A 26,583-nucleotide genomic window follows, 5' to 3' on the forward strand; every position below is an offset into this window, starting at 1 on the left:
GCAGCCGGACAGCTCATTCAGGCCATCGCCTTGACGATCTCCTCGGTCATCTTCTTGGCATCGCCGAGCAGCATCATGGTGCCGTCTTTGTAGAACAGCTCGTTGTCGATCCCTGCGTAGCCCGAGCCGAGCGAGCGCTTGACGAACAGGCAGGTCTTGGCCCTGTCGACCTCGAGGATCGGCATGCCGAAGATCGGCGAGGAAGGATCATCGCGCGCCGCCGGGTTGGTGACGTCGTTGGCACCGATCACGTAGACCACGTCGGTCTGGGCGAACTCGGCGTTGATATCCTCGAGTTCGAAGACTTCGTCGTAAGGCACGTTGGCCTCGGCCAGCAGCACGTTCATATGGCCCGGCATCCGCCCGGCGACCGGGTGGATTGCGTACTTCACTTCGACGTCGTTGGCCTTGAGCACGTCGGCCAGCTCGCGCAGCGCGTGCTGGGCCTGGGCCACCGCCATGCCGTAGCCCGGCACGATGATCACCCGCGAGGCGTTGCTCATCAAAAACGCCGCATCGTCGGCGGAGCCCTGCTTGACCACTCGCTCGACGCCGTCATCGGCTGCGGCGCTGGCCGTATCGGCGCCGAAGCCGCCGAGGATCACCGAGATGAAGGAGCGGTTCATCCCCTTGCACATGATGTAGGAAAGGATCGCCCCCGAGGAGCCGACCAGGGCGCCGGTGATGATCAGCGCGAGGTTGCCCAGGGTGAAGCCGATGCCGGCCGCGGCCCAGCCCGAGTAGGAGTTGAGCATCGAGACCACCACTGGCATGTCGGCGCCGCCGATCGGGATGATCAGCAGCACACCGAGCGCCAGCGCGACCAGTACGACCAGCCAGAACACCAGGTGGCTCTCGGTGATCACCAGCACGCCGACCAGCACCACCAGAGCGACCAGCAGGCCGATGTTGATCGCATGGCGATTGGGCAACATGATCGGCTTGCCGGACATCCGGCCATCGAGCTTCAGGAACGCGATGATCGAGCCGGTGAAGGTGACCGCACCCACTGCGGTGCCGATCGCCATCTCGACCAGCGCCTGGGCATGGATGCCACCGAGCGTGCCGATGCCGAAGGCGGTCGGCGCGTAGAGCGCGGCAGCGGCGACCAGCACCGCGGCAAGCCCTACCAGCGAGTGGAAGGCGGCTACCAGCTGGGGCATCGCAGTCATTGGGATGCGCTTGGCGATCAGGGCGCCAATGCCGCCACCCAGCGCGATACCGACCACGATCAGCGCGAAGCCGCCGAAGGACGGGCCGGCCAGCACCAGGGTGGTGACGATCGCGATCGCCATACCGAGCATGCCGAGCAGGTTGCCCCGCCGGCTGGTGGTCGGGTGCGACAGGCCGCGCAGGGCCATGATGAACAGCACCCCGGAGACCAGATAGAGGAACGCAGCGACGCTCTCAGACATGATCGTTCCCCTGCTTGGCCGGTTTCTCTTTCTTCTTGTACATCGCCAGCATCCGCTGGGTGACCAGGAAGCCGCCGAAGATGTTGACCGAGGCGAGCACCACGGCGACGAAGCCGAAACCGGTGGCCAGGCCGCTGGTCGAGATTCCCACCGCGAGCAGCGCGCCGACCACGATCACCGAGGAGATCGCATTGGTCACCGCCATCAGCGGCGTATGCAACGCAGGCGTCACCGCCCAGACCACGTAGTAGCCGACCAGGATGGCGAGGATGAAGATCGCCAGGCGAAACACGAACGGGTCGATCATTCCGCCAGTCGCGCCGGAAGCCAGCGCCGCCGCGGTATCGCTCGAGGCTGCCTGGTGGACCGCGGCGACCGCGGAATCGAGCCCTTCGAGGGCACGGTCGAGGGAAGCGCTCATGCTCGGGTCTCCTTGTTCGGTTCGGCTTCCTCGGCGACGCCGCCGAAGCTGGGATGGATTTTCCGACCCTGGTGGGTCAGCGCGGTGGCCTTGACCAATGCATCGTCGAAGTCGATCGCAAGGCGCCCCTGCTCCTTGTCGACCAAGGTGGTGAGGAATGCCAGCAGGTTGCGTGAATAGAGCAGCGACGCACTGGTGGCGATGCGACCGGCGAGATTGCTGTAGCCGATCAGCTTGACCCCGTCGACCTCGCTCACCTGATCGGCGACCGAGCCTTCGACGTTACCGCCCCGCTCCACCGCCAGGTCGACCACCACCGAGCCCGGACGCATTCGCGCGAGCATCGCCTTGGTGATCAGCTTCGGTGCGGGACGCCCGGGGATCAGCGCGGTGGTGATCACGATGTCCTGCTTGCTGATGTGCTCCTCGACCAGCGCGGCCTGCTTGGCCTGGTACTCGGCGGACATCTCCTTGGCGTAGCCGCCGGCGGTCTCGGCGGCCTTGAACTCCTCATCCTCGACGGCGATGAACTTGCCACCGAGGGAGGCCACCTGCTCCTTGGCCGCCGGGCGCACGTCGGTGGCGGAGACCGATGCGCCGAGGCGCTTGGCGGTGGCGATCGCCTGCAACCCGGCAACGCCCGCCCCCATGACGAAGACCTTGGCCGCGGGTACCGTACCTGCGGCGGTCATCATCAGCGGCAGCGCGCGGTCGAAGACCTGGGCGGCCTCGACCACCGCACGATAGCCGGCCAGGTTGGCCTGGGACGAAAGCACGTCCATCGACTGGGCGCGGGTGATCCTCGGCATCAGCTCCATCGCGAAGGCGGTGATCCCGGCCTTGGCCATGGCATCCAGCGCCTCTTCCTGGCCATAGGGGTCCATCACCGCGAGGACTATCGCCCCCCGCTCGATCAGCGCCAGTTCGTCGCTGCCCGGCCGGCGCACCTTGAGTACCACCTCGGCGCCTTTCAATGCCTGCGCCGCGCTCTCGGCGAGCGTAGCGCCGGCGGCTTCATACTCTTCATCGGTGATCATCGATGCGCTGCCCGCGCCGCGCTCGACCACCACCTCGAGATTCAACGCACGCAGCCGCTTCACGGTGTCGGGCACCGCGGCGACGCGCGTCTCCTCGTCCTGCGTCTCTCTCGTTATTGCGACTTTCATCGCTTATTCCTTTGGCTCGTTATCGTCATGGCCGGTTCGAAGAACGGCGGCCCGCAGGTTGAATCTACCTTTAACATGGCGCCCATACCTATTCAGTTAGCCTGAATGGAACGTTCGCAAATGATTTAACGGTGCAGGGACAATAGCGGCAATCGGAGTCGATCTGGTGGCGGAAAGAGGCGATGAGGCATAAAAAATCGCTGAAGCGTGACGGCATCCATCGGTAACGAACTATTCGCGCAAGGCGCCATGTGATACTTTCGTGCCTCTAGTTGAGAGCGACTGAGAGAACCTGCTGCTCATGAATTCCATGCCTCACCACGAACACTTCGATCGTGTACGTCAGGACCACCAGCGCGAGCTGGTCGAAGACTACGTGGAGGAGATCGCCCATCTTCACCAGCATCTCGGTGAAGCGAGGGCGAGCGATCTCGCCGAGCGTTTCGGCGTCAGTCCCGCGGCGGTATCCAAGGTAGTCACCAAGCTGAAGCGCGACGGGCTGGTCAATGCGCGCCCCTACCGCGGTATCTTTCTCACCGAGGAAGGAGAGGAGCTCGCCCACAAGGTCGCCGCTCGTCACCTGGTGGTTCTCGACGTGCTGCGCACCATGGGCGTATCGGAACCCGTCGCGCGCGCCGACTCGGAGGGTATCGAGCATCACTGCAGCGATGCCACGGTAGAGGCGATGCGCCGCTTTCTCGATCAGCACGGCAGCGATCGCGGCGAGACCAAGCGCGATCTTTGATACACCCTGTTCCCGCCTTATTCCCCCGCCTTCCGCCGATCGCCCCGCTCAGCCGAGGAAGGCGTCGACCTTGGCCTTGAATTCATCGAAGCGCTCGGCATGCAGCCAGTGTCCGGCATCTTCGATGGTTTCGAGCCGAAGGGATGGGAAAATCTTCCGCGCCGCTTCAATGCCCTGGGCATCGACGTAGTTCGAGCGGCCGCCGCGCAGCAGCAACGTAGCGCCCGGGTAGTCATCGCTCCCGCCAGGTGCTGCGATGATCGCCGGATAGTCGACCTCGATACGTGCCAGGTCGACGCGCCATACGAGCGTCTGCTGCTCGCCCCGAACCAGATTGGTGGCGAGGAACTGGCGGGTGACGGCGTCGCTCACGTATTGGGCCATCGCCGCATCGGCCTCGCGCCGGCTCTGCGCCCTCGCCCGCTCGACCGCATGCATCGCGGCGAAGATCTCTTCGTGACCGTGGGCATAGGCAACCGGGGCGATGTCGGCGACGATCAGTCGCTCCACCCGTTCAGCCCACCGCCGCGCCAGGTTCATCGCCACCTTGCCGCCCATCGAGTGGCCGAGCAGCACGAAGCGCTCGACGCCGAGGGTGTAGAGGGTCTCGAGCACGTCCTCCGCCATCTGGTCGTAGGCCATGCCATCGACATGGGGAGAGCGGCCATGGTTGCGCAGGTCGAGCGCGATCACTCGGCGACTCTCACGCCATGCCTTGATCGGCGAGCGCCAATTGTCGGCACTGCCGAACAGGCCATGGAGAATGACCATCGGCGGTGAGTGAAACTCACCGCCGCTGTCCAATGCGTAGAGTATGGTCGCCATCGATCTATGGCCTCCTTGGAAGATGGAAATCAATTCATCGGCTGCGCCCGCTCGACCCTCGCGAACCGCGCCAGTATCCATTTGAGCAGCGCACCATAAAGCGGTACGAACAGAACGAAACCGATACCCAGCTTGATCACGTAGTCGACCAGCGCGATCTCCACCCAGTGCTCGGCCAGGAAGGCGTTGGGGCCGTGATGGAAAGCGATGGCGAAGAACGCCAGGGTGTCGATCAGCATGCCGAACAGGGTCGAGGCCGCAGGCGCCACCCACCACTGCGGTAGCCGCCGCAGGCGGTCGAACACCTGGATGTCGAGCAGCTGGCCGAGCACGTAGGCGGCGAAGCTCGCCAGCGCGATGCGAGCGACGAACAGGTTCCACTCGCCGAGCGCCTGGAAGCCACGAAACTGCGCCTCCTGCCACAGCACCGAGACCACGTAGGAGATCACCAGCGCCGGCGCCATCACCTGGGCGATCAAAATGCGCGCGTCGCGCTTGCCGAGCAGCCGCACGGTAAGGTCGGTGGTGAGGAAGATGAACGGAAAGCTGAACGCACCCCAGGTGGTATGCAGGCCGAAGAGCGCAACCGGCAGCTGCACCAGGTAGTTGCTGGCGGTGATGATCAGGATGTGGAAACCCACCAGCGCGGCGAGTGCGAGGCGACGCTTACGCCTGTCGAGTGCGAACATGGGGCTCAGCGCCGCTCCCAGCCGAGCTGGACCAGCCTTTCTATCGCCCGCTCCACCCCGCGCTCGATCGCACGAGCGCTCTGGCGGCCAAGGCGCTGGGCCAGCGAGCGGGTCGGTTTGAACCTGAGCTCGAACACCTTGCCCTCCTCGGCGCGGCGCTGCAGGTAGGCTTCGCTGGTCCCTACCTCGTCGATCAGCCCCCGCTCCACCGCTTCGCTGCCGTACCAGATATCGCCATCCGCCACTTCGTCGATCGCCAGGCCCGGGCGGCGTGCGCCGACGTAAGCCTTGAACAGAGCGTGGGTATCGATCAGGTCCTCGACGAATTTCGCCCGTCCCTCCTCGGTATTCTCGCCGAGAATGGTGAGGGTGCGCTTGTGCTTGCCGGCGGTGAGCACCTCGACATCGATGTCGTGCTTCTTCAGCAGCCGATGGACGTTGGGCACCTGGGCGACCACGCCGATCGAACCCACCACCGCGAACGGTGCGGCGATCAGCCGGTCGGCACAGCAGGCCATCATGTAGCCGCCGCTGGCGGCGACTTTATCGACGCAGATAGTAAGCTTGAGCTTGGCTTCCCGCAGCCGGTCAAGCTGTGCCGCGGCGAGGCCATAGGCGTGGACCAGGCCGCCGCCGGATTCGAGTCGCACCACCACTTCATCGCCCTCGCGCGCGGCGAGCAGCAGGCTCGAGACCTGCTCGGTCAGCGCCGGCGTGGCGCTCGCGCGCAGATCGCCGTTGAAATCGATCACCCAGGACACCGAGTCGCCGCCTTCGGGCGTGCGCTTCTTGTCCTCCTTGGCCTTGCGCTTGTCGAGCTTCGCCCACTGCTTGCGCGCCTTGGCACCGAGCACTGGTCCGAGCCGGGCAGCCTCGAGGCTCTCGCGACGGCGACGGAAATGCTCGCCGCGGTCGAGCACCATCAGCTTGCCGCCATGGTGCTGGGCGCTGGCCTTCTGCCGGGCGATCAAGGCGACGACCACCGCGATCGCGATCACCACCGTCGCCACCTGGGCGAAGAACAAGCCATAGTCGTAAAGCCAGTCGAGCATGGAACTCTCCTTTGGATGCCCTTGGATCAAGGGCGATAGCGCCGCAATGGTCCGGCACATGGAAGCAGCGGGCGTCGTCAGTCCCGAGCGGCGACGCCGTTGACGAAATGATCGATCAGCGCACGGGAGATCGAACCGCTGGGCGGCAGCGCCGGCAGCATTTCGGGCATGAACCAGTCGGCCGCCTCGATCTCGATGCCATCGATATGGATTTCGCGGCTCGCCGCCTCGGCGTAGTAACCGAGCATGAAGGAGTGCGGGAACGGCCAGGACTGGCTCTTGAAGTAGCTGATCCGGCCGACCTCGACACCCACCTCCTCCATCACCTCGCGCCTGAGCGCCTCCTCGGCCGACTCACCGGCCTCGATGAACCCGGCCAGGGTGCTGAAGCGCCCCGGAGCAAAGCGAGGACTGCGCGCGAGCAGCAGTTCGCGACCGAAGGTCACCAGGGTGATGATGCAAGGGGATATCCGTGGATAGCCACGAAAGCCGCAGCGCGGGCAGACCATTGCGAACTCGTGGCCGTGCGGGCGCGTAGCGGTACCGCAGCGCCCGCAGAAGCGATGGTCGCGGCGCCAGGTGGCTACCTGCAGCGCGGTGGAGAGCAGCGGGAAGGTGAACTCCGGCAGCTGGCCCAACCACTCCCGCCCCCCCGGCCATTCGGGGCGCTCTTCGTCGAACATGCGCACCACCACCGGCTCGCCGCGCCAGCGACCGATCGGTATCGTTCCCTGAGCGGGCTTGGCCCGCGGACCGAGGATCCCGTCGAGCTCGCCGGGCGCGATGCGACCGCGCTGGTCGATCGAGATCGAACGGGCGCGCTCTATCCGCTTGGAGCCGATCAGTCCGCGTTCGAGGACTGGTAGCGAGGGCAATCGCTCAGCCATCGAAGCGATCCCACAGGCACTCGCCTCCACTCTTTTTACGCAGCGTCTCGAGCTTCGCCCGGTGGGCGGCGAGCTCGTCTTCGCTCGGACGTACCACCCGCAGTCGGCCAGGAGAGAGCTCGAGCCTGCGCATCGAGCCGCCGCCGCTGGTGGCCTGGTCGTCCTGTTCGCTACCGTCGGCCCCACCCAGCAAAAGCGCGGTCTGGCCGCCGGTCATCGCCAGATAGACTTCGGCGAGGATCTCGGCATCGAGCAGTGCGCCGTGCAGGGTACGATGAGCGTTGTCGATGTCGTAGCGCTTGCACAGCGCGTCGAGGCTGTTGCGCTGCCCAGGGTGGCGTTCGCGGGCGAGCTTCAGCGTGTCGAGCACGCCGCAGTGCTCACGCACAGGTCCGAGGCGTGGCTCCCTGCGCGCGGCGTTGAGCCGGTTGAACTCATGATCGATGAAGCCGACGTCGAACGAAGCGTTGTGGATCACCAGCTCCGCGCCTTTGATGAAGGCCCAGAATTCGTCGGCGATCTCGGCGAACTTGGGCTCTCCCGCCACCCGCTCATCGGTGATTCCGTGAATCCCGATCGCCTCGACGTCGATCTTGCGCTCGGGATTGATGTACTGGTGGTAGTGACGACCGGTGAGCCGGCGATTGATCACTTCCACGCCACCGATCTCGATCAGCCGGTGGCCTTCGTTGGGGTCTATCCCTGTGGTCTCGGTATCGAGGATGATCTGGCGCATCTTATGCTTCCGTCAGTCGTGGTCGTCGCATGCCCTGGAGAGTTCAGCGATGGCGTTGCGCAAGCTCATCCATCGCATCGTTGGCCAACCGGTCGGCGCGCTCGTTGCCCGGATGCCCCGCGTGGCCCTTGACCCAATGCCACTCGATCTGGTGTCGCTCGCACTCGGCCAACAGCTCGCGCCAGAGCTCGGCGTTCTTCACCGGCTCCTTGGCGGCGGTTTTCCAGCCGCGCTTGATCCAGTTGTGGACCCACTTGGTGATCCCGTTGCGGACGTACTCCGAATCGGTCCAGAGATCGATCCGGCACGCCCGGTTCAGCGTGCGCAGCGCCATGATCGCGGCGCTGAGCTCCATCCGGTTGTTGGTGGTCTGCGCCTCGCCACCCTTGAGCTCCTTCTCGTGCGGACCGCTGATCAGCACCGCCCCCCAACCACCGGGGCCAGGATTGCCGCGGCAGCCGCCGTCGGTATAGATGGTCACATGAGGCAGCGCTTCGCCGCCCAAGGGGGGTTCGCTCGACTGCTCGTCGTTCGGCTGATTCTTCGGCTCAATCTTCGGCTCATTCTTCGACAAGGCTCGGATGCTCGCTTGGCTGGTGGCGGACGTTTTCGCGGCGCTGACGGCAGGCGTTGAGCCCGATTGGATTGGGCCGGATCATCAGCCTGGGGACGAAGCGGGGCTTGAGCGGAATCATCCGCAGCCGCTTGCGCCGGGCGAGGATCACGAAACTGTGGCCGAACGGCAGGTTGTATCTGCGCAATAGCGACTCCCAGCCGCCGCCATGGGGCGAGAGCGAAAACGCGCAATAGTCTACCCGCTCGATTTCGAAATCGACAAACGCCAGCCAATCCTTGAGCCGGTGTACGCTGCGCCACTTCTGGTCGAACGGGAAGGATTTGTTGCGCTTCGGCCCCATGTATCGCAGCGCGCCGACGCCAAGCGGCTGCCAGCCGATGATCACCAGCTTGCCGTGGTCGAGCATCACCCGCGCCGCCTCCCGCAGCAGGTGGTGGGGCTCGGGTACCACCTCGAGCAGGTGATGGATGATCACCAGGTCGAGGCATTCATCCTCGAGCGGCAGGCTCGAAGGATCGCAGACCAGGGTCGAGGACGACTCGGCGTGCCCGCGCACCGCCGCCCAGCGCATCGAATGGCGCATCTGGGCGAGCGGAAGCAGCGGTTCGGCAGCGCTGAACTCCAGCGCGTGCATGCCGATGAGCGGTTCGATCACCGGCCCCAGGCAGGCCCGTTCGAAGCGCCACAGCGCGCGCCCTGGGCGCTTGCCCCAGAAGTTCTGCGCGCGCTCGTAGCGCTCGGCGAGCTGGAGGGTCTGCGCCGACGGCAGGTTTGACATGAGCAGGCTCTCCAAGCATTGTGAGGCGATTTTTCATCGATTCAGGCCCGTTCGCAGCGGCGTCCAGGGCGTACCCAATCGACCCCGTCGCCTCCTGCTTCGTTCAACCGTTGCGTCAACCATACGAGATCTCGCCATGTCTTCGAGCGTAGCGCACCCCGGTGGTCCTGATCATTTGAGCGTCGAGCCTCTCGCCGCCCTGTCGGACAATTATATCTGGTTGCTCACCGCGGGCGACGCCGATACCGTCACCGTCGTCGACCCGGGTGATGCCACCCCGGTGATCGCGTGGCTCGATGGCGAGGCGGGACGCGGACGCCGGCTCGATCGTATCCTGATCACCCATCATCATCGTGATCATACCGGCGGTGTCACCAGTCTGGTCGAGCGCTACGGCGCAGAGGTGATCGGGCCGCTGGAGTGCCGGTCGGTGGCGATCGACCATCGTCTCGGCGAGGGGGACGTCATTACCCTGTTCGGTCGAAAGGTGCGAGTGTTGCACACTCCGGGGCATACCCTCGATCACATCGTCTACCTGGTCGAGGACGCGACACCGCTGCTGCTGTGCGGCGATACCCTCTTCCACGCCGGCTGCGGACGCTTGTTCGAAGGCACGGCCGAGCAGATGCAGGCGAACTTCTCCAGACTGCGCGAGCTACCTCCGTCGACGCTGGTGTTCGGCGCTCACGAGTATAGTCTCGCCAACCTCGCTTTCGCCCAGAGCGTCGAACCCGGCAACGCCGCGATCGATGCCGCGCTCGAGCGGGCACGCGCGCTTCGCGATGCGGGCAAGCCGACGCTGCCCAGCGAGATCGGCCGCGAGCGCATGGTCAATCCTTTCATGCGCTACGACGATCCTGGCGTGCGCAAGGCGCTGAGCGAGCACGCCGGTCGCGTGCCGGACAGCGACGGCGACGCCTTCTCGCTGCTGCGCGAGTGGAAAGACCACTTCTGACTCCCCTGCCGCCTTCCCGCGGCGTGAAAGTAGCGCGGTGACCGATGGGTCATCGCTCGGATTCGTCCTTTCTTTTCAAGAAGTTTTTTCAAGAAAGGCGTGAAGGAATCAAGTTTTGCCGATAGCTTCGAATGTCACCCGCCGTATCCGCATCCATGCCAAACTCGCACTCGGCAGCCTCGGGGTCGCCTCGCTCAGCGCCATGATGGTGACGATGCCCTCAAGCGTCAGCGCCTCCTCTCTGCAGCAAAATCGCATGGCCTTCCTCTATGGACAGGTCGCCAGCCGCTACGACTCCACCTGGCAGCGGATCGCCTCGGGATTCGCGCTCGATCATCGCCTGGACGACCCCCGCGTGCAGCAGTGGCTCGGCTGGTTCGAGGCGCGCCCGCAGATGTTCGATCAATTCGCCCGCCGCGCAGCACCCTGGCTGCGCTACGTCGCCGAGCAGGTCGACGAGCGTGGCATGCCCGGCGAACTCGCGCTGCTGCCTTTCATCGAGAGCGGCTACGACCCGACCGCGCGCAATCCTGCCGGATCCAGCGGGCTCTGGCAGTTCATGCCGGCGACCGCCCGGGAGATGGGGCTCGACAGCACCCGCGGCTACGCCGGACGACGCGACGTGGTCGCCTCCACCGGTGCCGCGCTCGATTACTTCGAGATGCTGCGTCGACACTGGTACGGCGATGACTGGGAGCTTACGCTCGCGGCCTACAATGCCGGTCCGGGACGGGTCAACGCTGCGTTGGCGAGCAGCCCGGCGGAGGATTTCTGGACGCTGTCGCTGCCGCGCGAGACCCGCGACTACGTGCCCAAGCTGCTCGCGCTGTCGGCGATCGTCTCCGATCCCGGGCGCTACGGCATCGACCTGCCGCCGATTCCCGATCAGCCCACCTTCGTCCAGGTCGAGCTGGAGCAGTCGCTGGACATCAGGACCGCCGCCGAGCTCGCCGGCATCGGACTCGACGAGCTGCGCGCGCTGAACCCCGCCTACAGCGGTACCCAGGTACAGCGGGGGCTGCTGATTCCGGTCGATGCCCATCGCACCTTCGATACCAATCTCGCCGAGTTCGACTTCGACGCGAAGCCTCAGCGCTACATCGTCGGCCGTGGCGACACGCTGAGCGAGATCAGCGCCCGTACCGGGGTTCCGATCGAGGAGATCAAGCGTCGCAATCGGCTTGCCGACAGCCGGCTGCGCGTCGGTCAGGCGCTGATGCTGGCCGGTGGCTGAAGGATGCCAGAACGCCTGAGAGGGGGTTGGCGTGTGCCCCGAGCCGCGCGCTATAGTGGGCCCTCGCGTCCGTTCCGCTCGATCAGGAAGACCGCTTTGATCGGTACCCTCTGTCGTTTCGCTCTGCTCACGCTGCTCGCCGTCGCTCCCGTGACGTGGGCGGCCTCCCCGGAACAAGTGCCTACCGTCCACGGCCTGTCGCTCTATGGCGAGCCGGGGTTGCCGGCCGGTTTCACTTCCTTCCCCTACGTCAACCCGAATGCGCCCAAGGGCGGCAGCCTGACCCGCGCCGCGCCGGTCAGCTTCAACTCGACCAATCCGTTCATCATCACCGGCAGCGCAGCGTCGGGAATCGACTATCTGGGCCAGAGCTATCTCTACGACAGCCTGATGGTGTCGGATCCGGCCGAGATATTCAGCGCATACGGGCTGCTCGCCAGCGGCATCCGCCTCGACCCGCAGCGGCGCTGGATGGAGTTCGACCTCGACCCGCGCGCACGCTTTCACGATGGCGAGCCGGTCACCGCGGAAGACGTGGTCTTCACCTTCAATCTGCTGGTCGAGAAAGGCGCGCCGTTCTTTCGCGGTTACTACGCCGACGTCACCTCGGTGCGCGCGGAAGGCCCCCTCACCGTGCATTTCGACTTCGCCGAGCACAACTCTCCTGAGCTTCCGCTGATCCTCGGCCAGCTGCCGGTGCTGCCTGCGCACTATTGGAAGGATCGAGACTTCACTCGCCCGACCCTCGAGATCCCGGTCGGCTCAGGCCCCTATCGCATCGAGCGGCTCGATCCAGGCCGCCAGATCGTCTATCGACGCGACCCTGACTACTGGGCGCGCGACCTGCCGGTCAACCGCGGGCGCTTCAACATCGACCGGCTGATATTCGATACCTACCTTGACGACTCGGTGGCGCTCGAGGCTTTTCGTGCCGGCAACGTCGATCTGCGAGTCGAGATGACTGCGAGCAACTGGGCCACCGGCTACCAGGGCCCGGCGATGGAGCGCGGGTTGATCGGCCAGTTGGTGGTGGCGAACCACAACCCCGCGCCGCTCCAGGCTTTCGTACCCAACCTGCGGCGTGCCCAGTTCCAGGACCCACGGGTACGCCGGGCGATCGGCCTGGCCTACGACTTCGAATGGCAGAACCGCAACCTGTTCTACAGCCAGTACCGGCGCACGCGAGGCATGTTCGACGGCTCCGAGATGGAGGCCACCGGGCTGCCGGAAGGCGAGGAGCTGGCGCTGCTTGAGCCGCTGCGCGACCAGCTGCCGCCCGAGGTGTTCGAAGAGCCGCTGCCGATCGGGGAGCCCAGCGATCTGCGCGAGCGGCTGCGCCAGGCGCTGGCGCTGCTCGAGGAGGCAGGCTACAGGGTCGAGAACGATCGCATGGTCGATGCGCAGGGACACTCGCTCTCGTTCGAGATCCTGCTCTGGGACGGACGGATGCAGCGCATGGTGCTGCCCTATGTGCGTAACCTTCGCCGTATAGGCATCGATGCGCGGGTCCGGGTGGTCGACCCCAGCCAGTACCAGGTACGTATTTCCCAGCACGACTACGACATGATCATCGGCTCGTTCGCCCAGTCGAGCAGCCCCGGTAACGAGCAGCGAGAATTCTGGACCAGCGACTACGCCGACCGGCCGCAGAGCCGCAATACCGCCGGCATCCGCAACCCGGCGATCGACCAGCTGGTCGAGTCGCTGATCCGCGCCGATTCGCGCGAGTCCCTCGACGCCCACGCCCGGGCGCTGGACCGCGCATTGCGCTGGAACTTCTATCTGGTGCCCCAGTACCACAACCCCGGTACGCGTATCGCCTATTGGAGAAAGCTCGCTTTCCCGCTGCCCTTCCCCGATTACGGGCTCGACCTCGACGCCTGGTGGGTGGATTCGCAGCGCGCTTCCCGTGTCGAGGCCGCCCAGGACGATCAACAGCCATGAACGACTACCTGCTGCGACGACTGCTGCTGATCGTACCGACCCTGCTCGGCATCATGCTGCTCAACTTCCTGATCGTGCAGGCCGCTCCAGGGGGGCCGGTCGAACAGATGCTCGCGCGGATCCAGGGCATGGGCAATACCAGCCTGAGCTTCACCGCCAGCACCGACGGCGTCGGCAGCGATGCCCAGCGAGGCACCGAGGGCGTCGATCCCGCCTTCATCGCGCAGCTCAACGCCCAGTTCGGTTTCGACCAGCCGATGTGGCAGCGCTTCGGTTCGATGATCCTCGACTATGCGCGCTTCGACTTCGGTGACAGTTTCTTTCGCGGTCAGCCGGTGATAGAGCTGATCAAGGAGCGATTGCCGGTGTCGGTCTCGCTCGGGCTCTGGACCACCCTGCTGGTCTACCTGATCTCGATCCCGCTGGGCATTCGCAAGGCGCTGGGCCACGGCTCGCGCTTCGACGTCTGGAGCTCGACGGTGGTGGTGGTCGGCTATGCGATTCCGGGCTTTCTCTTCGCCACGCTCCTGATCGTGCTGTTCGCCGGCGGCAGCTACCTCGACTGGTTCCCGATGCGCGGCTTGACCTCGACCGACTTCGACCAGCTCTCCCCGCTGGGCAAAGCGCTCGACTATCTCCACCACATCGCTTTGCCGGTGATCGCCAACGCGATCGGCGGCTTCGCTGCGCTTACGCTTCTGACCAAGAACAGCTTCCTCGACGAGATCCATCGCCAGTACGTGCTCACCGCGCGGGCCAAGGGCGCAAGCGAGCGGCGGGTGCTCTATGGCCACGTGTTCCGCAATGCGATGCTGATCGTCATCGCCGGGATGCCGGCGGCGCTGGTGGGCATCTTCCTCACCGGCTCGCTGCTGATCGAAGTGATCTTCTCCCTCGATGGCCTCGGCCTGCTCGGCTACGAGGCGGTGATCTCTCGCGACTATCCGGTGATCTTCGGTACCCTTTTCATCTACACGCTGATCGGACTGGTGCTCAAGCTGCTCTCGGACCTGACCTACATGTGGATAGACCCTCGAATCGATTTCTCATCGCGGGAGCAATGACGATGCTGGCATGGTTGCGTTCAGGCTCCAGGGCCCACTCGCGCTATAGGATTTCACCGATCACCCAGCGTCGGCTCGCCACCTTTAGCGCCAATCGCCGTGCACGGCTGTCGCTGTGGCTTTTGATCGGACTGTTCGTGGTTTCGCTCGCAGCCGAGCTGATCTGCAACGACCGACCGCTGGTGGTCCGCTACGATGGCCAGTGGTACTGGCCGATGTGGAACGACTATCCGGAGACCACCTTCGGCGGATTCCTGCCGACCACCACCGATTTCAGCGATCCAGCGGTGGGCGAGCTGGTCCACGCCAACGGCTGGTGGCTGCGCGCGCCGATTCCCTGGTCCTACGGCACCCTCGACATGCAGCTCAGCTCGCCTGCGCCCTCTCCTCCCGACATGCGCCACTGGCTCGGTACCGACGACCAGGGGCGCGATGTGGCCGCGCGGGTGCTATACGGTGTGCGCCTGTCGTTGCTGTTCGCGCTCGGGGTCAGCCTCGGCGCGGTGGTCATCGGCGTCTCGATCGGCGGCATGCAGGGTTACTTCGGCGGTGCGACGGATCTGTTCGGCCAGCGCTTCCTCGAGATCTGGTCGGGACTGCCGATGCTGTTCCTCTTGATCATCCTCTCGAGCCTGGTCAGTCCGAACATCTGGTGGCTGCTCGGGATCATGCTGCTGTTCGCCTGGCTCGGGCTGGTCGACGTGGTGAGGGCCGAGTTCCTGCGCGCGCGCAATCTCGAATACGTGCGCGCGGCCAAGGCGCTCGGCCTGCCTTCGAGGCTGATCATCTGGCGCCATGTGCTGCCCAACGCGATGGTCTCGACGGTGACCTTCCTGCCGTTCATCTTCACCGGTGCGATCGGCACCCTCACCGCGCTCGACTTCCTCGGCTTCGGGCTGCCGCCGGGCTCGCCCTCGCTCGGTGAGCTGGTCGCCCAGGGCCGCAACAATCTCCAGGCTCCCTGGCTTGGGATCACCGCCTTCGTCAGTCTTTCGCTGCTGCTGTCGCTGTTGGTGTTCGTCGGCGAAGGGCTGCGCGACGCCTTCGATCCCCGCCATACCGAGCTGGGGGGCAAGCAATGACGATGAGTCGGGCGAACCAAGCATCCACGATCGTTGCCGAAGGGGTGATGCGCCTCGAAGATCTCTGCGTCGAGTTCGACGGTCAACGAGTGGTCGACGGCCTCAGTCTGGAGGTGCGCGCAGGCGAGACGGTCGCACTGGTCGGCGAGTCGGGTTCGGGTAAATCGATCACCGCGCTCGCCGCACTCGGCCTGCTGCCGCGCGGTGCCAAGGTCAGCGGCGGGCGCTGGCTGGCCGGACAGCGGCTCGATGAGCTCGCTCCACGCGACTGGCGCCGCCTGCGTGGCGGCGAGGTCGGCATGATCTTCCAGGAGCCGATGAGCTCGCTCAATCCGCTGCATACGGTCGGTCGCCAGATCGGCGAGACGCTCAAGCTGCACCAGGGGCTGGATGCCGGCGCGCGCCGAAAGCGAGTGCTGGAACTGCTGCGTCTGGTCCGGCTGCCAAGGGTGGAACGGCTGATCGATGCCTACCCCCATGCGCTTTCCGGCGGCCAGCGCCAGCGAGTGATGATCGCGATGGCGATCGCCAACGACCCTAAGCTACTGATCGCCGACGAGCCGACCACAGCGCTCGATGTCACCATCGCTCGCGAGGTGCTGGCGCTGATCGAGGATCTGCGCGAGCGGCTCGGCATGGGGGTGCTGCTGATCACCCATGATCTCAACCTGGTGCGCCGGCACGCCCAGCGGGTCTGCGTGCTGTGCCGTGGGAGAACCGAGGACTACGGCGACACCGAACGGGTCTTCGAGGCCCCCGGCAGCAGCTATACCCGCGCGCTGATCGACGCCGAACCGGACGGACGGCCGATTCCACTGGAAACGGATGCCGAGCCGCTGCTCGAGGCTCGGGGCTTGGGCGTCGAGTACCGCGCCAATCGGCGGTTGTTCTCCCGCCAGGCGCCGGCCTTCACCGCGCTCTCGCCGATCGATGTCACCCTGGCCCGCGGCGAGACATTGGGCATCGTTGGTGAATCCGGCTCGGGCAAGTCCACGCTGGCGCTGGCGCTGGCGAGGCTGGTGCCCTCCAGCGGCGAGATCCTGTTCGCCGGTGAGCGGCTCGACCTGCTCCAGGACGCCGCGCTGCGCCGGCGCCGCCGCGATATCGCGATGGTGTTCCAAGACCCCTATGGCTCGCTGTCGCCGCGGATGAGCGTCACCGATATCATCAGTGAAGGCTTGCGCTTCCACCATCCGGAGCTGACCCGGGAGCAGGTCGACGACAAGGTGTTGACTACGCTCGATGCGGTGGAGCTCGACCGCGGCATCGCCGGGCGCTATCCCCACGAGTTCTCCGGCGGCCAGCGCGCGCGTATCGCGCTGGCACGGTCGCTGATCCTCGCGCCCAAGCTGTTGATCCTCGACGAACCGACCTCGGCGCTCGACCGCCAGGTGCAGAAACGGCTGATCGTGCTGCTGCGCCGGCTTCAGGCAGAGCGCGGATTGAGCTACTTGTTCATCAGCCACGATCTCGCCGTGGTGCGGGCGATGGCGCATCGTATCCTGGTGCTGAAAGAGGGCCGGCTGATCGAGTGCCGCGAATGCCAGGCGCTGATCGACTCTCCTGACAGCGACTACACCCGAGGGCTGATCGAGGCTTCGCTGCTGAAGCCGCCGGTGCAGCAGCCCTGACCATGGCGACGTGCGAGATCGCCGTCGAACGAAAGCAGCGAAAGCCGTGATAAAGTGCGCGCCTTCGCGCTCATACAATCGCCGGCCGCGCACCGGCCATCTCCACGCACTCATTCATCGAAGGGCCGGTCATGACCGAAGAGACCTATATTCCCGGTAAGGACGAAGCGCTCGAGCGCTCGATCTCCAACCTCCGAGGAGCGATCGAGTCGCTCGGCTTCAACATCGTCGAAGCGCGCTGGCTCAACCCCGCGCCCTACATCTGGTCGGTGCACATCCGCGACCGTGACTGTCCGCAGGTGTTTTCCAACGGCAAAGGGGCCAGCCGCGAGGCGGCGATGGCCAGCGCCCTCGGCGAGATGCTCGAACGGCTGTCGACCCGGTATCTGTGGGCCGATTTCTATCTCACTCCGATGCTCGAGCGGTTCGGCTTCATCCACCAGCGCGACGAGCGGTGGTTCCCGGCCGAGGAAGCACCGATGCCGGCAGAGCTTCTCGACGAAGGGACCCGCGCCCGCTACGACCTCGCCGAGACCGACGAAGGCGAGCTGGTGACCGCCGAACTCTGCGACATGAACGGCGGCGATTCCGGGCGCGGGGTCTGCGCCCTGCCCTACGTGCGCTCGCGCGACGGCGAGACCGTGCTGGTGCCGGTCAACGTGATCGCCAACCTGTTCGTGTCCAACGGCATGTCCGCGGGCAACAACCGCGATGAAGCGGTGGTCCAGGGTCTCTCCGAAATCTTCGAGCGCGGAATCAAGAATCGCATCCTGCGCGATGGCATCGCCCTGCCCGAGGTCCCCGAGGAGGTGCTCGACTGCTATCCGACGATCAAGCAGGGGCTCGAGGCGCTCAACGCGGCAGGATTCCCAGTGCGGGCGCTGGACGCCTCGCTCGGCGGTCGCTACCCGGTGATGTGCGTGCTGCTGCAGAACCCGGCCGATGGCGGCGTCTACGCCTCCTTCGGCGCCCATCCGCGCTTCCAGGTCGCGCTGGAACGTGCGCTCACCGAGCTGCTCCAGGGCCGCGCGCTGGACGAGCTCGAAGGCTTCCCTGCCCCGACCAGCGACATGGACCTGGTCAGCGACCCCCACAACCTCGAGCTGCACTTCATCGACTCGAGTGGCTACGTCAGCTGGGCGCTGCTTTCCGACACCCCGGACGTCGAGTTCGCCGACTGGGACGACCAGGACGATAACGCCACCGCACGGGCACGGCTGATCGCGCTGCTCGAAGAGGAAGGCTTCGACGTCTACATCGCCGAGTACACCGACCTGGGTGGCTACGCCTGCCGCATCCTGGTGCCTGGCTTCTCGGAGATCTACCTGCCGGACGAGCTGCGCTGGAACAACAACAACCAGGCGCTTGAACATCGCGCCACCCTGTTCGACCTCGCCAACGCCGAGCCGAACGACTGGGAGGCACTGCTCGACGATCTCGAGGGACATGCGGTCAACGAGCAGCTGCGAGTGCTCGAGTGGGCCGGCATCGCCGGCGACAAGGGCACCCCTTGGGCGCGCCTGCGGGTCGGCGAGCTCAAGCTATGGCTGATGCTCGCGCTCGAGCGCTTCGATGAAGCGAAGGAGCAGCTCGACATGGTGCTCGCCTCCGGCCATCTCGAGCCAGCTGAGCGCCTTGCCCTGCGAGCATTGGCGGACACGCTCGACCTGGCGCTCAACGACTTCGATCTCGCCGATTTCCGCCGTGCGCTGGTTGGCTACTACGGCACCGAGCTGGTCGACCAGGCCCAGGCGTTGACCGAAGGACGCCTGCGCTTTCCCGGGCTCGGGCCACTGGACCCAGCCTGCCCTACCGTTGCCCACGGCAAACTGCTCGAAGCCTACGCCAAGGTGCTCAGCGCCCAGCGCTGATCGAGCCAGTCAGATCGAGTGGATGAAAACGCCGCGGCGGGCTCCATCGATGGAGCCCGCCGCGGCGTTCAGCATATGGCGGGAGGGGCTAGAATCGCAGCGCCACCGAGACGGTGGCGAAGGCGAACATCGCCACCAGCGCGGCCACGCTGAGCCGGCCATAGAGCGGTTTGCGGCTGCGGCTGTAGAGCATGAAGCTGGTGAAGGTCACCAGGAAAGCGGCGATGGTCAACAGCCAGAAGACAGTGGTCAAGCGAGGCTCCTTGCGGGTTCAGGGGGTGGAAGACGAACTGCCACATCCCTTCTGGTAGTGATAGGCATCGAGCTGGGCGAGATAGCCGCGGGCATTGATCGCGCTCTGGTCGCCCCTACCGCTGCGATCGGCGGACGACAGGTTGTTCCAGCCATTGCTGCCGTCACCTTCGGCCCTCCCTGACAGGCGCAGCAGCTGGGCCCGTTCGGCATTCAGCTGGGTGCAGTCCATCGCCGCGTACTGGGTCGGGGAGATCGGCTGGTAGCTCGATGCACAGGCGGCCAGCATCAGCGGCGCCGCAAGCAGCACTATGCGCATGGATGAGATCCTGATTTGAGAAGACGGCGGCATTCTACTACGCCGCCGCCGTATCGGTCATGGGCTGATGGTGAAGCGATCGGCATCCATCCAGGCGGGAAACTTGGCGCGGAAAGCCTCGAGGCTTTCACGGCCGATCACCCCGGTGCGTACGAAGGATATCTCGCGCTCGTCATCGATCAGCGGCTCACCGAGGTAGTCGACCAGCATCGAGTCGCCGCTGTAGTGCAGCCCCTTGCCATCTTCGCCGACCCGGTTGACGCCGATCACGTAGCACTGGTTCTCGATCGCGCGCGCCTGCAGCAGGGTGCGCCATGGGATACGCCGGGCCGAGGGCCAGTTGGCGACGCAGAGCATCAGATCGTATTCGTTGCCGACGTTGCGGCTCCATACCGGGAAACGCAGGTCGTAGCAGACGCTGAGCAGGATCTTGAAACCGTTGAGTTCGACGATCACCCGCTCGCGCCCCATCCCATAGCGCTCGTGCTCGCCGGCCATGCGGAACAAATGGCGCTTGTCGTACCAGCGCAGCTCGCCCTGCGGGGTCGCCCAGATCATCCTGTTGTAGCAAACGCCATCGTCGAGGATCACGATGCTGCCGGTGATCACCGCCTGGGTGCGGCTGGCCTGCTCGCGCATCCAGGCCACGGTCTCGCTGCTTTCCATCGGCTCGGCGAGCGCCTGCGCGTTCATGGTGAAGCCGGTCGAGAACATTTCCGGCAGGACGATCAGATCGCTGCCAGTGACGTCCACCAGTAGTTCTTCGAGCATCCTACGGTTGGCGACGGGATCTTCCCAGTGCAGATCCGCCTGCACCAGGGTGATTCTCAACTCGGACATGGAAGGGCCTCTCGCTGTGCCGGACGATGCCGGTGGGGTTGGGTCGAGGATAAACCAACTCCGCGACGGTCCGCACGCCCGGCTGCTGTCACCCTGACAGTGAGCCGGCTAAGATGGCAGCATCCAAGTCACGCTGCACTCTCCCGCAGGTTCCTGAATGCCTAAGCTTCGCTTGCACCGCCTCGACACGGGCAATGCCCATCCATACAGCGCTCTGGCCTCGTGAGCGCCGCATCTTCCGCCACGCCGCTCGAAGGCGTGCTGCTGGGGCTCGTGGCCTACGGCATGTGGGGCTGCTTTCCGCTCTACTTCTCGCTGTTCGGAAACGTTCCCGCCGGTGAGATCCTATCGCACCGGATACTCTGGTCGGCGGTGTTCCTGTGCCTGGTGATCGCGCTGCTGCGCCGGTGGCGCCCGGTGCTCGACGTGTTTCGCTCGCCCGTGCTGCTCGGCAGGATCGCACTGTGCGCTGCGCTGATCGGCAGCAACTGGTGGATGTTCATCTGGGCGGTGGGAAACCACCATGTGATTCAAGGCAGCCTCGGTTACTACCTCACGCCATTGGTCAGCGTGGCGCTCGGCACCGCGGTACTCGGCGAGCGGCTCGGCCGTTTGCAGCAGCTCGCCATCGCCTTCGCGGTGGCGGGTATCGCCGTTCAGCTGGTCTATCTCGGCGAGCTGCCGTGGATCTCGCTGGCGATGGCCGGTACTTTCGGCTGCTATGGCCTGTTTCGCAAGCAGATACCGCTCGACGGCATCACCGGGCTGCTGGTGGAGACACTGGTGCTGCTGCCGGTCGCGCTTGGCGCGCTCGTCTGGTCGGCCGCCTCCGGGCAGAGCCACTTCGGTGCCGGGGCGGGTACCAGTATGCTGCTGATCTCCTCCGGCGCGCTCACCGCGCTGCCGTTGATCGCCTTCGCCGCCGCCACCCAGCGGCTCAGGCTCTCGACGCTCGGCTTTCTGATGTATCTGAATCCGACCCTGCAGCTGCTGATCGCGGTCAACCTGCTCGGTGAGCAGCTCGCTCCCATCCAGCTGGTGGTCTTCGGGCTGATCTGGATCGGCCTGCTGCTCTATACCGCCGCCAGCGTGCACGACAGTCGGGTCAGAGCGCGAAAACCCGCATGAATATCGGCAGCATGATCGCAGTCGCAAGCCCCACGCAGCCCATCGCCAGGCCCGAGAACGCTCCCGCCAGCGCACTGATGCTGGCGAAGCTCTGAGCGGTGCCGAAGCCATGGGCGGAGGCGCCCATGGTGAAGCCTTTCACCGTATGGTCGTGAACGCCGAGCACGCGGAACACCAAAGGTCCGGTCAGGCAGCCGATGATCCCAGTGATCAGCACGATCGCCGCGGTCAGCGCAGGTATCCCGCCCAGGCTCTCGGCGACCCCCATCGCGATCGGTACGGTCACCGACTTCGGTGCCATCGAAGCGATGATCTCAGGCGGGGCGCCAAGCAGGGTCGCGATGCCGAGCGTCAGGAACGCCGAGGCGACTACCGCGGCGATGCAGCCGCTGAGCAGCGGCATCATCATGCTGCGTACCCGGGCCAGGTTGTCGAACATCGGCACGGCCAGCATTACCGTGGCAGGCCCCAGCAGGAAATGAATGAACTGGGCACCTTCGAAGTAGCTCTGGTAGGAAGTGCCAGTGAGCTGGAGCAGACAGATCAGCGCGATGATCGTCACTACCGCCGGGTGCACCCCGCGCAGCAGCCTGAAGCGGCGACAAAGCTGGTAGCAGCCGAGATAGAATGAGACGGTCAGGAACAGCGACAGCAGCGGAGAGGCCGACAGATAGACCCAGATAGTATCGATCTCGGTGAGAATCACCGCCGTTTCTCCTTCAACACCGGATCGGCATCATGGTTCTCGAGCTGGCCGCGCAGCGTACGCCGCATGAACAGCACCATGAACACCTGCAGCAATACGGTAGACACCAATAGCGTCACCGTCAGCACGACGAAGTTCTGTGAAATCAATGGCCAATTGGCCATCACCCCTACCCCGGCCGGCACGAACAGCAGCGCCAGATGCTGGGTCAAGCCGCGCGTGGTCATCCTCAGCCCGTCGGGCACCTTGCCATACATCATCAGCCCCACCAGCAGAAGTACCATACCGATGACCGGCCCCGGAACCGGCAGATTCAGCGCCCTCGCCACGCCCTCTCCAATCAACTGACAGCCGAGCAGAATGCTCATCCCCACGAGCAGTGGCATCGCGCCTGCGCCTCCGTGATCTTTAATAGCCATGCACTCGAACCATCCTTGTCACGCGGACCACACGGATGGCAATCGGGTAAAAGTCTGAACCTGGGCTTTAGATGCCGCAAGGGGTTCTCCCATCGTCTATAATCACCGGCCGCACGGACAAGCGAATGGTTGGACACCGTTTTCCAACCTCTAGGAGATATCAATGGATCTGCTTCGTATCATTCTCGCCATCATCCTTCCCCCGGTCGGCGTTTTCCTCCAAGTCGGCTTCGGCTTGCAGTTCTGGATCAACATCGTCCTCACCCTGTTCGGCTACATACCCGGCATCATCCACGCCGTCTGGGTCATCGCCACCCGCTGAGCCGAAAGCGCTTTTCTTTTTCAGAACAACCGGGTAGTATGCGCAGCGTCTTCGGGATCAAGCCCATGAGACGCGGCTCGGAGCGTGGCGCAGTTTGGTAGCGCGCTGCAATGGGGTTGCAGAGGTCGCAGGTTCGAATCCTGTCGCTCCGACCAAAAATCGATTTCAAAACCGCCACTTACGGATCATGCCGGGTGGCGGTTTTTTTATTCCAAAATTCTTCACACGAGCTAATACGAAAAAATCTTCGATCTCCAGCGAGCCATCACCGGCCAGGCGCTACTTGATTCCCAATATGGGAGGTAGCACTCTAATCCCATATTGGGAGGAAGCGATGCGGGTGATTGCCAAGCGAACGTTGCGAGAGTTCTGGATGCAAGGCTACGCCGATGCGGTCACGCCTCTCACCGAGTGGTACAACATGGTGAGCAAGGCAAGTTGGGCAACGCCGCAGGAGCTCAAGGCTAACGTTCGAACAGCGAGTATCCTCAAGGGAGGCCGAGTGGTGTTCAACGTCGGCGGCAACAAGTACCGGATCATCGTCGCCGTTCGCTATACCCAGCAGGTCGCTTGGATTCGCTTTGTCGGTACTCAAGAGCAGTATGATCAAGTTGATGCGGAGACCCTCTGATGAACATCAGCCCGATTAGAAACGATGCGGACCTCGATCGTGCATCCGACCGGATGGAGACTCTTTGGGGGGCCGAAGACGGTACGCCGGAGGCCGACGAGCTGGAAATCCTCGCCATCCTGATCGAGCGCTATGAGGACGAGCACTACCCTATCGGCCCTTCCGATCCCATCGAGGCCATCAAGTTTCGCATGGAGCAGCAAGGTCTTACTCCACGAGACCTGGAGCCGTTCATCGGCTCCAGCGGGCGAGTGTCCGAGGTACTCAACCGTAAGCGCAGACTGAGCCTGCGCATGATCCGGCAGCTCCACGAAGGAATGAAGATTCCCTACGAGAGCTTGTTGGGAGATGTCGCCGCGTGAACCGACGGCGTGCAGAGGTCCCATAAGCGAAGGGTATCTGCATACCGTCGGTTCACGCGGTCAGAAGTAGCGCAAGCGCAATCATGTACAACGTGCCAATCGAGATCCAAACGTGTAGCTGATCTTTCACGGCCATGCCCTCGTCGTCGTGAGCGTCACAAGCGCGTGCTGCTGAGCCAGGAGTAGTGACGCTACACAGTCTTTATGACCTTCTCTTACTCCCCCCTTACCCAGATGAAGATTCAGACGAAGAGGCGCATCAGCTGCCGCGGCGGTGATGCCCCGATACCTCGAGCTTAAGCGTGGCAGGACGAGTCGATCGGGCGGTGACACCGAGCAACCGGAGGGCACGAGGACATGCCGGTCGTGGTGACAACGAAATGGGGCGCCGCCTGCCATAGGCGGCGCCCTTTCTTGGTTGCTGAGGTTTGATCAGTGAAGTGCGCAAGCGCGCTCTATTCACAGAGTGGACAGCGCTCGGCGCCTGGGTGTTCAGAAGAGAGGCTTGGCATAGCGCACGGTTCAGGGCACTTGAGTCGCCGCCCGGCCACTTCCCTCGTTCATCCGATAGCTCTCCACCCGCTGGTCGTTGCTCAGGGTGGCCTCGAGCACTTGGCGCTCGCGCAGACGGCCGAAAGGGTTGATCGACTCATAGACCCAACGCATCACTGGCCGGCCCTGGGCGTCCTGGCTGCGCTCCTGCGGTTCACCGAAGCGCGCGACCATTTGGCTTGCGGTAGTGACCCCCGGCTGGATCTGGTTCACGTGATAAGGCTGCATGTAGGAGCCTCGACTGGCGCAGGCGCCCAGCAGCACGACAATGGCCGCCACCCACCAAATCTTGCCAACCTTGCGCATCGACTGCTCCTCACTTGGGATTCAAAGCCAAACCTTATAGCGCTGCCTCCGATGGCCGACAAGCCCCCAAGCGGAGTCCATCTTCAATCCCACCAAGGAGTTGAACTCCCCTGGTCGAAAGAAAATCGCTCCTTTGCCCATCTTTCGCTCGACCTCTCAGCGCGACGCTCTCTCGGCCAGACGAGCGAAATCCTGGTCCAGGCTTGCCAGGGCCTGATCGATCTGCGCTCGGCGTTGGGAGATCCAGGACTGCTGAGCGCTCAAGTCCTCGCTGGCGGCGGCCAGCATACGCTCCATCTCAGCAGGCTGCGGACCACCGGTCGTCGCTCTATTGCGGACGATGGCCGCGGGATCGAGCGTGGCGCGAAAGCGCGCCTCGCTGATCGGCAGTTCGGTCGGATGACCATCGTGTCCCACGCTCTGCGCATAGATGCGCCGCGCCTCTGCGTAGGGAAAATCCAGGGGCTCGATGCCGTGCTGCCTGGCATAGGACACCACCTCCGACGCAAAGTGATGACCGACGCGGAAAGGCAGACCGTACTCGCGCATCAGCACGTCAGCCAGCTCCTGAGACGCGGTCCAATCGCTGTTCAGCTCCTCGAGGGCACGCTCGGAATCGATCACCAGGGCCTGGAGGACGCGATTCCATTTGTTCAATACCGAGATGGCGCTGTCCACCATCGCAGCGTTTTGCCCGATATCCTTGGGATCGCTCATACCGGGAGTGATGTTGTGCGTCTGGATCACCGGGCCCATGGCCAGAGTCAAGGCGGTCGATGCATCGCTGCGCGTGCTGTTGAGCAGGCCGGGATTTCGCTTCTGCGGCATTGCGCTCGACACATAGGTGTTGTCCCCGCCCTCCTCCAGCAAAATCCAGGGCCGGGTCTGGGCATACTGCGTCAGCACGTCCTCGATGAAATTGCCGGCGTGCAGCGCGATGCTGGTGACGATGCTGGCGACCTCCACCGGCTGCTCCATGGAGGCGATCTGCGAAGCGTCATAGGCATTGTCCACCAGAGCGGAAAACCCCAGATAGTCAGCCATGCGCTGACGATCCAGCGGCCAGCCGGTGCCGTTGAGGACCGTAGTGCCCATGGGCGATCGATCGATGCGAGCATAGGCCTCCCGGATGCGCTGCGCATCTCGCTGCAGACCCGCAGCATGACCCAATAGATAGTGCCCGAAGCTGTTGGGCTGCGCCGCCACGCCATTGGTGTAGTTGGGCACGATGGTCTCGGCATGTCTGTCCGCCAGCGCCACCAGCGTGCCGGTGGTTTGATGCAGCTGGGCCGCGAGTTCGAGCAGTTTGTCCCGCAGCATGGCGGATCGGTAGGTCGCATGCATGTCCTGGCTGGAACGACCCGCATGCAGCAGGGTCACCTCCTCTCCCCCGGCCTGGATCAGCAGGGGCTCGAAAGTGATCACCGTCGACGGGCGCGCGGCGCCAGGGGCTTCTCCTTGCTCCAGCACCTGAGCAATCGCCGCCGCCAACTTGGGCGCCAGGGTTTCATCGAGCAGCCCTTGTTCGCTGTTGATCACCACGGAAGCCTTGTTGATCTCCCCCAGCCAGAAGAATTCATCGCGCGGGGAAGCGTCAGCGGCCCCCAGTTCCAAGGAGCAGGTCATAGCCACGGCGAGGCCCAAGGCGGTCAAGGAGTGTTTCATGCTGTGCTC

General features: G+C 64.5%; 29 protein-coding genes and 1 tRNA gene. 13 read left to right on the forward strand and 17 right to left on the reverse strand.

Annotated elements, in window-relative coordinates; genetic code table 11:
• Positions 1-17 precede the first annotated feature (17 nt).
• Genes Q376_RS0103820 through Q376_RS0103830 form a run of 3 tightly spaced genes read right to left on the reverse strand, consistent with a single transcriptional unit; the run spans position 18 to position 3,002 of the window.
• A complete protein-coding gene (locus Q376_RS0103820; RefSeq protein WP_027349187.1) occupies positions 18-1,415 on the reverse strand; it encodes an NAD(P)(+) transhydrogenase (Re/Si-specific) subunit beta in 1,398 nt (465 codons plus the stop codon).
• A complete protein-coding gene (locus Q376_RS0103825; RefSeq protein ID WP_027349188.1) occupies positions 1,408-1,836 on the reverse strand; it encodes an NAD(P) transhydrogenase subunit alpha part 2 in 429 nt (142 codons plus the stop codon). Before Q376_RS0103825 ends, Q376_RS0103820 begins: the two co-directional genes overlap by 8 nt.
• Positions 1,833-3,002 carry a Re/Si-specific NAD(P)(+) transhydrogenase subunit alpha gene (locus Q376_RS0103830; RefSeq protein WP_027349189.1) on the reverse strand — a complete coding sequence of 390 codons (1,170 nt, stop codon included), beginning with the start codon at positions 3,000-3,002 and terminating at the stop codon, positions 1,833-1,835. The genes Q376_RS0103825 and Q376_RS0103830 overlap by 4 nt, the downstream gene beginning before the upstream one ends.
• A gap of 301 nt (positions 3,003-3,303) precedes the next feature.
• Here Q376_RS0103830 and mntR point away from each other — a divergent pair, with 301 nt between their 5' ends.
• Entirely contained in the window at positions 3,304-3,747 is a 444-nt protein-coding gene (gene mntR, locus Q376_RS0103835; RefSeq protein WP_027349190.1) for a manganese-binding transcriptional regulator MntR, read from the forward strand.
• Positions 3,748-3,795: 48 nt separating this feature from the next.
• Here mntR and Q376_RS0103840 read toward each other — a convergent pair whose 3' ends face one another.
• From Q376_RS0103840 to Q376_RS21345, 7 genes are all read right to left on the reverse strand, one after another.
• Complete coding sequence (locus Q376_RS0103840) at positions 3,796-4,572, reverse strand: alpha/beta fold hydrolase (RefSeq protein WP_027349191.1); 777 nt, start codon at positions 4,570-4,572, stop codon at positions 3,796-3,798.
• Between the two features lie 29 nt (positions 4,573-4,601).
• A complete protein-coding gene (locus Q376_RS0103845) occupies positions 4,602-5,261 on the reverse strand; it encodes a 7-cyano-7-deazaguanine/7-aminomethyl-7-deazaguanine transporter (protein WP_027349192.1) in 660 nt (219 codons plus the stop codon).
• Positions 5,262-5,266: 5 nt separating this feature from the next.
• A complete protein-coding gene (gene sohB / locus Q376_RS0103850; protein ID WP_027349193.1) occupies positions 5,267-6,313 on the reverse strand; it encodes a protease SohB in 1,047 nt (348 codons plus the stop codon).
• A gap of 77 nt (positions 6,314-6,390) precedes the next feature.
• Positions 6,391-7,200, reverse strand: a complete 810-nt coding sequence (gene nudC / locus Q376_RS0103855; protein ID WP_081803384.1) for an NAD(+) diphosphatase — start codon at positions 7,198-7,200, stop codon at positions 6,391-6,393.
• Complete coding sequence (gene dnaQ, locus Q376_RS0103860; RefSeq protein ID WP_027349195.1) at positions 7,193-7,936, reverse strand: DNA polymerase III subunit epsilon; 744 nt, start codon at positions 7,934-7,936, stop codon at positions 7,193-7,195. The genes nudC and dnaQ overlap by 8 nt, the downstream gene beginning before the upstream one ends.
• A gap of 43 nt (positions 7,937-7,979) precedes the next feature.
• Positions 7,980-8,441, reverse strand: a complete 462-nt coding sequence (rnhA, locus tag Q376_RS0103865; RefSeq protein ID WP_043446117.1) for a ribonuclease HI — start codon at positions 8,439-8,441, stop codon at positions 7,980-7,982.
• Between the two features lie 55 nt (positions 8,442-8,496).
• A complete protein-coding gene (locus Q376_RS21345) occupies positions 8,497-9,291 on the reverse strand; it encodes a methyltransferase domain-containing protein (RefSeq protein WP_052364930.1) in 795 nt (264 codons plus the stop codon).
• A 136-nt stretch (positions 9,292-9,427) separates the two neighbouring features.
• On the opposite strand from Q376_RS21345, the gene gloB reads away from it, so the two are divergent.
• The 7 genes from gloB (at position 9,428) to ycaO (ending at position 19,072) form a co-directional block, all read left to right on the forward strand.
• Positions 9,428-10,246 (forward strand): hydroxyacylglutathione hydrolase, encoded by an 819-nt coding sequence (gene gloB, locus Q376_RS0103875; protein WP_052364931.1) that lies wholly within the window; start codon positions 9,428-9,430, stop codon positions 10,244-10,246.
• 115 nt (positions 10,247-10,361) lie between these two features.
• Complete coding sequence (locus Q376_RS21350) at positions 10,362-11,480, forward strand: transglycosylase SLT domain-containing protein (RefSeq protein WP_052364932.1); 1,119 nt, start codon at positions 10,362-10,364, stop codon at positions 11,478-11,480.
• Between the two features lie 96 nt (positions 11,481-11,576).
• Positions 11,577-13,424 carry an ABC transporter substrate-binding protein gene (locus Q376_RS0103885; RefSeq protein ID WP_027349198.1) on the forward strand — a complete coding sequence of 616 codons (1,848 nt, stop codon included), beginning with the start codon at positions 11,577-11,579 and terminating at the stop codon, positions 13,422-13,424.
• Entirely contained in the window at positions 13,421-14,488 is a 1,068-nt protein-coding gene (locus tag Q376_RS0103890) for a microcin C ABC transporter permease YejB (RefSeq protein ID WP_027349199.1), read from the forward strand. Before Q376_RS0103885 ends, Q376_RS0103890 begins: the two co-directional genes overlap by 4 nt.
• 2 nt (positions 14,489-14,490) lie before the next feature.
• Complete coding sequence (locus Q376_RS0103895; RefSeq protein ID WP_052364949.1) at positions 14,491-15,570, forward strand: ABC transporter permease; 1,080 nt, start codon at positions 14,491-14,493, stop codon at positions 15,568-15,570.
• A 2-nt stretch (positions 15,571-15,572) separates the two neighbouring features.
• The gene (locus tag Q376_RS0103900; RefSeq protein ID WP_043446200.1) at positions 15,573-17,201 is read left to right on the forward strand and encodes an ABC transporter ATP-binding protein; all 1,629 of its coding nucleotides are present in this window, start codon (positions 15,573-15,575) and stop codon (positions 17,199-17,201) included.
• 131 nt (positions 17,202-17,332) lie between these two features.
• A complete protein-coding gene (gene ycaO / locus Q376_RS0103905) occupies positions 17,333-19,072 on the forward strand; it encodes a 30S ribosomal protein S12 methylthiotransferase accessory factor YcaO (protein ID WP_027349202.1) in 1,740 nt (579 codons plus the stop codon).
• An 88-nt stretch (positions 19,073-19,160) separates the two neighbouring features.
• Here ycaO and Q376_RS24650 read toward each other — a convergent pair whose 3' ends face one another.
• Genes Q376_RS24650 through Q376_RS0103920 form a run of 3 tightly spaced genes read right to left on the reverse strand, consistent with a single transcriptional unit; the run spans position 19,161 to position 20,483 of the window.
• Positions 19,161-19,325 carry a hypothetical protein gene (locus Q376_RS24650; protein ID WP_155834136.1) on the reverse strand — a complete coding sequence of 55 codons (165 nt, stop codon included), beginning with the start codon at positions 19,323-19,325 and terminating at the stop codon, positions 19,161-19,163.
• A gap of 18 nt (positions 19,326-19,343) precedes the next feature.
• The gene (locus Q376_RS0103915; RefSeq protein WP_027349203.1) at positions 19,344-19,643 is read right to left on the reverse strand and encodes a hypothetical protein; all 300 of its coding nucleotides are present in this window, start codon (positions 19,641-19,643) and stop codon (positions 19,344-19,346) included.
• 57 nt (positions 19,644-19,700) lie between these two features.
• A complete protein-coding gene (locus Q376_RS0103920) occupies positions 19,701-20,483 on the reverse strand; it encodes an amidohydrolase (protein ID WP_027349204.1) in 783 nt (260 codons plus the stop codon).
• 222 nt (positions 20,484-20,705) lie between these two features.
• On the opposite strand from Q376_RS0103920, the gene rarD reads away from it, so the two are divergent.
• A complete protein-coding gene (gene rarD / locus Q376_RS0103925; protein WP_027349205.1) occupies positions 20,706-21,611 on the forward strand; it encodes an EamA family transporter RarD in 906 nt (301 codons plus the stop codon).
• Here rarD and Q376_RS0103930 read toward each other — a convergent pair.
• Together Q376_RS0103930 and Q376_RS0103935 are read right to left on the reverse strand one after the other, a co-directional pair.
• Positions 21,589-22,317, reverse strand: a complete 729-nt coding sequence (locus Q376_RS0103930) for an LrgB family protein (protein ID WP_027349206.1) — start codon at positions 22,315-22,317, stop codon at positions 21,589-21,591. The two genes, rarD and Q376_RS0103930, sit on opposite strands and share 23 nt — an antisense overlap.
• Positions 22,314-22,703 (reverse strand): CidA/LrgA family protein, encoded by a 390-nt coding sequence (locus Q376_RS0103935; RefSeq protein ID WP_052364933.1) that lies wholly within the window; start codon positions 22,701-22,703, stop codon positions 22,314-22,316. The genes Q376_RS0103930 and Q376_RS0103935 overlap by 4 nt, the downstream gene beginning before the upstream one ends.
• Before the next feature lie 196 nt (positions 22,704-22,899).
• On the opposite strand from Q376_RS0103935, the gene Q376_RS24185 reads away from it, so the two are divergent.
• The 4 genes from Q376_RS24185 to Q376_RS0103955 all read left to right on the forward strand — a co-directional run bounded on the left by Q376_RS24185 (position 22,900) and on the right by Q376_RS0103955 (position 24,051).
• Positions 22,900-23,058: a YqaE/Pmp3 family membrane protein gene (locus Q376_RS24185; protein ID WP_043446121.1), complete on the forward strand. Its 159-nt coding sequence runs from the start codon at positions 22,900-22,902 to the stop codon at positions 23,056-23,058.
• Between the two features lie 78 nt (positions 23,059-23,136).
• A tRNA-Pro gene (locus tag Q376_RS0103945) sits at positions 23,137-23,213 on the forward strand.
• Positions 23,214-23,392: 179 nt separating this feature from the next.
• The gene (locus Q376_RS0103950; RefSeq protein WP_027349208.1) at positions 23,393-23,689 is read left to right on the forward strand and encodes a type II toxin-antitoxin system HigB family toxin; all 297 of its coding nucleotides are present in this window, start codon (positions 23,393-23,395) and stop codon (positions 23,687-23,689) included.
• Positions 23,689-24,051: a helix-turn-helix domain-containing protein gene (locus tag Q376_RS0103955; protein WP_027349209.1), complete on the forward strand. Its 363-nt coding sequence runs from the start codon at positions 23,689-23,691 to the stop codon at positions 24,049-24,051. Before Q376_RS0103950 ends, Q376_RS0103955 begins: the two co-directional genes overlap by 1 nt.
• A gap of 522 nt (positions 24,052-24,573) precedes the next feature.
• Here Q376_RS0103955 and Q376_RS0103965 read toward each other — a convergent pair.
• Together Q376_RS0103965 and Q376_RS0103970 are read right to left on the reverse strand one after the other, a co-directional pair.
• Positions 24,574-24,909, reverse strand: a complete 336-nt coding sequence (locus tag Q376_RS0103965; protein WP_027349210.1) for a hypothetical protein — start codon at positions 24,907-24,909, stop codon at positions 24,574-24,576.
• Between the two features lie 156 nt (positions 24,910-25,065).
• Entirely contained in the window at positions 25,066-26,574 is a 1,509-nt protein-coding gene (locus tag Q376_RS0103970; RefSeq protein WP_027349211.1) for an argininosuccinate lyase, read from the reverse strand.
• Positions 26,575-26,583 lie beyond the last annotated feature (9 nt).

The organism is Halotalea alkalilenta DSM 17697 (assembly GCF_000621205.1).
Taxonomy (GTDB): Bacteria; Pseudomonadota; Gammaproteobacteria; order Pseudomonadales; family Halomonadaceae; genus Halotalea; species Halotalea alkalilenta.